Origin of the sequence: Mycolicibacterium arseniciresistens (assembly GCF_030519285.1) — a bacterium.
Classification (GTDB): domain Bacteria; phylum Actinomycetota; class Actinomycetes; order Mycobacteriales; family Mycobacteriaceae; genus Mycobacterium; species Mycobacterium arseniciresistens.
Genome location: NZ_JAUMSQ010000180.1, coordinates 1 through 6,904 on the forward strand (window position 1 = coordinate 1; position 6,904 = coordinate 6,904).

General features: G+C 71.0%; 7 protein-coding genes and 2 pseudogenes. 7 read left to right on the forward strand and 2 right to left on the reverse strand.

What is annotated here, in order from left to right; translation table 11 throughout:
* Both Q2100_RS20370 and Q2100_RS20375 read left to right on the forward strand, forming a co-directional pair.
* Nucleotides 1-248: pseudogene (locus tag Q2100_RS20370) on the forward strand (peptidase); the annotation flags it as partial.
* Entirely contained in the window at nt 245-1,372 is a 1,128-nt protein-coding gene (locus Q2100_RS20375) for a glycosyltransferase family 4 protein (RefSeq protein WP_302915524.1), read from the forward strand. The pseudogene Q2100_RS20370 and the gene Q2100_RS20375, both read left to right, overlap by 4 nt.
* On the opposite strand, the gene Q2100_RS20380 is transcribed toward Q2100_RS20375, so the two are convergent.
* The gene (locus Q2100_RS20380) at nt 1,369-3,168 is read right to left on the reverse strand and encodes an AMP-dependent synthetase/ligase (protein WP_302915519.1); all 1,800 of its coding nucleotides are present in this window, start codon (nt 3,166-3,168) and stop codon (nt 1,369-1,371) included. The genes Q2100_RS20375 and Q2100_RS20380 overlap by 4 nt on opposite strands.
* A gap of 96 nt (nt 3,169-3,264) precedes the next feature.
* Between Q2100_RS20380 and Q2100_RS20385 the strand changes: the two genes are divergently transcribed.
* The 5 genes from Q2100_RS20385 (at nt 3,265) to Q2100_RS20405 (ending at nt 6,634) form a co-directional block, all read left to right on the forward strand.
* Entirely contained in the window at nt 3,265-3,657 is a 393-nt protein-coding gene (locus tag Q2100_RS20385) for a polyketide cyclase / dehydrase and lipid transport (protein ID WP_302915520.1), read from the forward strand.
* 66 nt (nt 3,658-3,723) lie between these two features.
* On the forward strand, nt 3,724-4,161 hold the full coding sequence (locus Q2100_RS20390) for an SRPBCC family protein (protein ID WP_302915521.1): 438 nt from the start codon (nt 3,724-3,726) through the stop codon (nt 4,159-4,161).
* Nucleotide 4,162: 1 nt separating this feature from the next.
* Nucleotides 4,163-5,428, forward strand: coding sequence for an ArsA family ATPase (locus tag Q2100_RS20395; protein ID WP_302915525.1), 1,266 nt, complete (start codon nt 4,163-4,165; stop codon nt 5,426-5,428).
* Nucleotides 5,425-5,826 (forward strand): hypothetical protein, encoded by a 402-nt coding sequence (locus tag Q2100_RS20400; protein WP_302915522.1) that lies wholly within the window; start codon nt 5,425-5,427, stop codon nt 5,824-5,826. The genes Q2100_RS20395 and Q2100_RS20400 overlap by 4 nt, the downstream gene beginning before the upstream one ends.
* Nucleotides 5,827-5,908: 82 nt before the next feature.
* Nucleotides 5,909-6,634 carry a lysophospholipid acyltransferase family protein gene (locus Q2100_RS20405; protein WP_302915523.1) on the forward strand — a complete coding sequence of 242 codons (726 nt, stop codon included), beginning with the start codon at nt 5,909-5,911 and terminating at the stop codon, nt 6,632-6,634.
* Between the two features lies 1 nt (nt 6,635).
* Here Q2100_RS20405 and Q2100_RS20410 read toward each other — a convergent pair.
* A pseudogene (locus Q2100_RS20410) lies at nt 6,636-6,904 on the reverse strand (alpha-(1-2)-phosphatidylinositol mannosyltransferase); the annotation flags it as partial.

Genomic DNA, 6,904 nt, shown 5'->3' on the forward strand with positions numbered 1-6,904 from the left:
ACGTGCCCGCCCGGCTGCCCACCGACACCGATCTGGACACGGCCGGGCCGGTGCGCTCGCTCGCGTACGACCGGGCGTGGCTGTTCAGCCGCTACGTCGCCGACCGGCACGGAATCGCGGCGCTGCGCGCGCTGTACCTGCGCGCCTGCGGCCCGGGACACCCGGACGTCGCGACGGCGGTCCGCGACACCCTCGGACAGAGCCTGCCCGAGGTGGAGGCCGGCTGGCGAGCGTGGCAGGCGCGGTGACCCGGGTCCTGCTCGTCACCAACGACTTCCCGCCCCGCCGCGGCGGCATCCAGGCCTACCTCGAGGAGCTGGTGGCACAACTGGTGGCGGCCGGTTCGCACACGCTGACCGTGTACGCGCCGACGTGGTCGGGATCGCAGGACTACGACCGCGCGGCCGGCTACGAGGTGGTCCGGCATCCCACCACGCTGATGCTGCCCGAGCCGTCGGTGGCGGCCAGGATGCGGGCGCTGATCCGGCGCCACGACATCGAGACCGTGTGGTTCGGCGCCGCGGCGCCGCTGGCACTGCTGGCGCCGCTGGCGCGGCGGGCCGGCGCAGGCCGTGTGCTGGCCAGCACGCACGGTCACGAGGTGGGCTGGTCGATGCTGCCGGTGGCCCGAACGGCGCTGCGCCGCATCGGCGACGGCACCGACGTGGTGACCTACGTCAGCCAGTACACCAGAGGGCGGTTCGCATCGGCGTTCGGTCCCGCCGCCGCACTGGAGCACCTCCCGCCGGGCGTCGACACCGACCGGTTCACACCCGACTCGGCCGCGCGCGCGGAACTGCGTGCCCGCTACGGCCTGGCCGACCGGCCCGTGGTGGTCTGCCTGTCGCGGCTGGTCCCGCGAAAGGGCCAGGACATGCTGATCCGGGCACTGCCCGAGGTGCGGCGGCGCGTACCGGGTGCGGCGCTGGTGATCGTCGGCGGCGGCCCGCACCGGGACGCCCTCGAGCAGCTGGCCGTCCGGCACGGCGTCACCGACCACGTCGTGTTCACCGGCGGGGTGCCCGCCGCCGAACTCCCGGCCCACCACGCGATGGCCGACGTCTTCGCGATGCCGTGCCGCACCCGCGGCGCGGGCCTCGACGTGGAGGGGCTGGGGATCGTCTACCTGGAGGCCTCGGCGACCGGCGTCCCGGTGGTGGCCGGGCGGTCCGGCGGCGCCCCGGAGACCGTGCGCGACGGCCAGACCGGGACGGTGGTCGACGGCCGCGACATCGACGAGATCGCCTCGGCGGTCAGCGACCTGCTGGCCGACCCCGTCCGGGCCGCCGCGATGGGGGCCGCGGGCCGGAGCTGGGTCGTCGACCAGTGGCAGTGGCGCACCCAGGGCCGCCGGCTGGCCGGACTGCTCTAACCGGACCCGTAGAGCGCCTCGATGTCGGTGGCGAACTTCTCCGCCACCACCTTGCGCTTGACCTTCAGGGTCGGGGTCAGTTCGCCGGTGTCCTCGGTGAAGTCGACGGACAGGATGCGGAACTTGCGGATCGCCTCGGCCTTCGAGACCGCCTGATTGGCCTCCTTGACCGCCGAATCGATCTCGGCGACCAGGTCCGGGTCGTCGGTGAGGTCGCCGACGGAGGCGCCGCTGTCCTTGCCGTTGCGCCCCTTCCACCCGTCGAAGGCCTCCGGGTCGATGGTGATCAGCGCACCCACGAACGGCTTGGCGTCCCCGACGGCCATCGCCTGACTGATCAGCGGATGTGCACGCAGCTGGTCCTCGAGTACCGCGGGCGCGACGTTCTTGCCGCCCGCGGTGACGATGATCTCCTTGTTGCGTCCGACGATCGTCAGGAAGCCGTCCTCGTCGAACGCGCCGAGGTCACCGGTGTGGAACCAGCCGTCGGAGAAGACCTTGTCGGTCTCCTCCTGGTTGTTCCAGTAGCCGCTGAACACGACGCCGCCCTTGACCAGCAGCTCGTCGTCCTCGCCGAGGCGCATGCTGTTGCCGGGCAACAACTTCCCGACCGAGCCGATCTTGATGTCGCCGACCCGGTTGACCGTGATCGCCGCACTGGTCTCGGTGAGGCCGTAGCCCTCGTAGATCGTCAGCCCGACGCCGCGGTAGAAGTGGCCGAGCCGGGCGCCGAGGGGGGCGCCGCCGGAGATCGCGGCGCGGCAGTCCCCACCGAGCGCAGCGCGCAGCTTGCCGTAGACGAGCCGGTCGAACACCGCGTGCTTGGCCCGCAACACCAGGCCGGGGCCCTTGCCGTCGTGCGCCTTGCTCCACTCGATCGCCGTGTTGGCCGCGATCTCGAAGATGCGGCCCTTGCCGTCGCTGCGGGCGTTCTGCTCGGCGGTGTTGTAGACCTTCTCGAACACCCTGGGCACCGACACCACCAGCGTCGGCTTGAACACGCCGAACAACGGCACCAGGTTCTTGATGTCGCTGGTGAAGCCGAGTGTCACCTTGCTCGTGAACGCGGCGATCGTGATGGCGCGCGCCAGCACGTGGGCCAGCGGCAGGAACACCAGCATGCGTTCGCCCTTGGCGAGCTGATCGGGGAAGCACGCCTTGGCGCCCCGGATCTCGTAGAGCAGGTTGGCGTGGGTCAGCTGGCAGCCCTTGGGCCGGCCGGTGGTCCCCGACGTGTAGATCAGCGTGGCTGGATCGGCTGAGGAGATCGCCGCGAGCCGGTCGGAGAGTTCCTTGGCGTCCACCGTCGTGGCGTCCTGCGCCAGCGCGGGCAGCGCGGGCTCGGCGCCGTCGATGCGCAGCACCGTGTGCAGCTGGGACAGCTCGCCGGCGAACTGGTCGATCTTGTCGGCGTGGGCGTCGGTCTCGGCGAAGACCGCGACCGCGCCGGAATCCGACAGCACGTGACGCACCTGCTCGGCCGAGGAGGTCTCGTAGATCGGCACCGTCACCGCGCCGGCGGCCAGGATGGCCAGGTCGATGATCGTCCACTCGTACCGGGTCGCCGAGAGCAGCGCCACCCGGTCGCCGGGCTTGACACCCCTGGCGATCAGACCCAGGGCGGTGGACCGGATCTGGTCGGCGGCCGCAGCGCAGGTCACGTCGACCCAGGCGCCGTCGACGAGGCGGCTGAAGATGACGTGGTCGGGATCGTCGCGCTCGTGGGCGAACACGACACCGACGACGCTGTCGTGCTCGTCGACGGTGAACTCGGCAGGAACGCTGAACTCGCGCACGGTGCTGGCCTCCCGGCTCTCGGCTTGCTGATGTGCGGCCTCAGCCTAGTCGGCCGACCCGGCCCGGCGGAGGAGCATATGTGAAGCTTGAAGGCGATGAACAGCATCCAGATCGCCGACGAGACCTTCGTGGCGGCAGACCCGGCCGACGTCGGCCGCGCCGTCGCCGATCCGGCGGCCTGGCGGCGGTGGTGGCCGGATCTGCGGCTCACCGTCGTCGAGGACCGCGGCGCGCAGGGGCACCGCTGGACCGTGACCGGCGCGCTGACCGGGACCATGGAGGTATGGCTGGAGCCGGCGCTGGACGGGGTGATCCTGCACTACTTCGTGCACGCCGAACCGTCGGGAGTCGCGGCGTGGCAATTGGCCAGGATGAATCTGGCCAAGCTCAATCATCAACGCCGCGTCGCCGGTAAGAAGATGGCGTTCGAGGTCAAACAGACGCTCGAGGCGTCGCGGCCGGTGGGGCTGCCCCGGCAGACTTCATAGTCCTCTTCCCGGCCGCGCGGTTGGGACGAGGTGGCCGGGGTAGATTTCGTGCCGAGGAGGGTGCAGGTGGCGGACAGAACGGCACAGACGATCTACATCGATGCCGATCCGACGACGGTGATGGACGTGATCGCCGACATCGGCTCGTATCCGGACTGGGTTGCCGAGTACAAGGAAGCCGAGGTTCTCGAAGCCGACGCGAAGGGCAATCCGAAGACCGCACGGCTGGTGCTCGACGCGGCCGTGCTCAAGGACACCATGGTGCTGGCCTACGAGTGGCCGTCCGACCGCACGTCGGTGACCTGGACGCTGGTGTCGAGTTCCCTGCTCAAGGCGCTGCAGGGCGCGTACCGGTTGACGCCCAAGGGAACCGGCACGGACGTCACCTACGAACTGTCGGTCGACCTGGTGATCCCGATGATCGGTCTGCTCAAGCGCAAGGCGGAGCGCCGGCTGACCGACACCGCGTTGAAGGACCTCAAGAAACGAGTCGAGGCTGACTGACCTGAGTGACCGGCCACCGGCCACCCCCGCCCGCATCAGTCTCTTCGTCGGCAAGGGGGGAGTGGGCAAGTCGACGCTGGCCACGGCGACCGCGGTGCGCGACGCGCGTGCAGGCCTGCGGGTGCTCGTCGTCTCGACCGACCAGGCCCACTCCACCGGCGACGTGCTCGGCGCCGTGGTGGTGCCCACCGGACGCCGCGAGCCCACCCGGGTGCTCGCCGAACTGGACACCGGCGACGCAGGCGGATTCCTCGACGCGCTGGCGCTCGACACCCTCGCCCTGCTGAGTGAGCGCTGGCGTGACGTCGCCTCCGCCGTCGCCGCGCGGTTCCCCGACTCGGATCTCGGAGAGCTTGCCCCCGAAGAACTCTCGGCGCTGCCGGGGGTGCAGGAGGTGCTCGGCCTGCACGAGGTCGGCGAGCTGGCCGCCGAGGGCACCTGGGACCACGTCGTGGTGGACTGCGCCTCGACGGCCGACGCGCTGCGGATGCTCACCCTGCCCGCCACCTTCGGCCTCTATCTGGAACGGGCCTGGCCCCGCCACCGGAGGTTGTCCACCGCCGCCGACGACGCGGCGACCACCGCCGTCATCGCACTGGTCGAACGCATCGACGCCGCCACCCGCGAGTTGAGTTCGCTGCTGTCCGACGGCTCGCGGGTCAGCGCACACCTGGTGCTGACCGCCGAACGGGTGGTGGCCGCCGAGGCGGTCCGCACCCTCGGCTCGCTGGCGCTCATGGGTGTGCGGGTCGCCGAGCTGGTGGTCAACCAGTACCTGGTGCGCGACGACTCGTTCGAATACCGCAACCTGCCCGAGCACCCGGCGTTCGAGTGGTACGCGGCGCGGATCGGCGAGCAGCGGGCGGTGCTCGACGAGCTCGACGCGGCGGTAGGCGACGTCGCGCTCGTGCTGGTGCCCCATCTGCCCGGGGAGCCGATCGGACCGAAGGCCCTCGGTGAACTGCTCGAGGGCGCCCGGCGCCGTGACGGGTCAGCACCGCCGGGGCCGCTGCGGCCGGTGGTCGACCGGGAATCCGGCAGCGGCCTCGAAGCGGTGTACCGACTGCGACTAGAGTTGCCTGCAATCGACACCGGCGGACTGTCGTTGGGCCGGGTCGACGACGACCTGATCATCGGCGCCGGCGGTATGCGGCGCCGCGTACGGCTGGCATCGGTTCTGCGGCGGTGCATCGTGACCGATGCGCAGCTGCGGGGCCATGAGCTGACGGTGCGATTCCGACCGAACCCGGAGGTGTGGCCGGCGTGAGCGAGTCCGACACCGGCGCCGCCGGGCGGCGACACCAGAACCTGGCGCCCGAATTGCGGGCACTCGCCCAGGCCGTGCTCGACCGCCTCGATCCCGCGGTGCGGCTGCTGGCCGCACGGGCGACGTCGAGCGGAACGCCGGGCGCGTGCCAGCAGGTGTGGTGCCCGGTGTGCGCACTCGCGGCCCTGGTCAGCGGCGAGGAACACCCACTGCTGAGCGTGGTCGCCGAGCACAGCACGGCGTTGCTGACGGTGGTGCGTGCCGTGGTCGAGGACATGGGCCCCCCGCCGGACCCCGACCGGCCTCCGCCGCCACCGGGTTCGGCGCCGCAGGGGCCGCCGCCGGACCAGCCCGCACCCGGTCGCTATCAGCACATCCCCGTCACCGTCGAGGAGTGACGTCCCGTGCTGTGGTCCGTTCCACAGTGCCTGGGTAAAGTTGTCGCCGAGCACCGTCAGGTGCGTCCGATGGGGAGGATCCATGTGGTATTGGCTCTTTAAGTACGTCTTCATGGGCCCACTGCTGTCGTTGCTCGGCCGCCCGAAAGTCGAAGGGCTCGAGCATGTTCCGACCTCAGGCGCGTGCATCCTGGCCAGTAACCACCTGGCGGTCGCGGACAGCTTCTACAAGTGCCTCGTGGTCAAGCGTCGCATCACCTACCTGGCCAAGGCCGAGTACTTCACCGGCACGGGGCTGAAGGGCTGGTTCCAGCGCTGGTTCTACACCGCCGCCGGCCAGGTGCCGATCGACCGCACCGACGCCGACGCTGCGAAGGACGCCCTGAGCGCCGCGGTGCGGATACTCAACGACGGCAAAGTGCTCGGCATGTACCCGGAGGGCACCCGCTCGCCGGACGGCCGGCTCTACAAGGGCAAGACCGGGCTGGCCCGGGTGGCGCTGGAGACCGGGATCCCCGTCATCCCCGTCGCGTTGATCGGCACCGACGTGGTCAACCCGCCCGGCAGCAAGTTCTGGCACTTCGGACGCGTGCAGGTGAAATTCGGCAAGCCGATGGACTTCACCCGGTTCGAGGGCCTGGCAGGCAACCGGTTCATCGAGCGTGCGGTCATCGACGAGGTGATGTACGAGCTGATGCAGCTGGGCGGCCAGGAGTACGTGGACCTCTATGCGGCCGACGTCAAGGAGGGCACGGCAGACACCGAGACACCGCCGGCCGCCCGCATTCCTGAGGCCGCCGCGGGCTGAGTCAGTTCGCGGCCGGGACCGGTGCCGCGTCGGGCGTCGACCCGGCCGGGTCCGCCGCCGCGGAGGCTCGCAGCATCCCCGTCACCACGATGACCGCGAGCGCCCACCACACGTAGGACCCACCGGCCAGCTGGCGCCACAGCGAGGCCGCCGCCTCGCGGTGCGCGGGCATCAGCGTGATCGGCGTCCACACCACCAGCGCCACCCCGGCCGCCGAGACCGCGGCCAGCGCCGCCGACCTGCGCCGGACGGCGGTCACGCCGGTGGCCA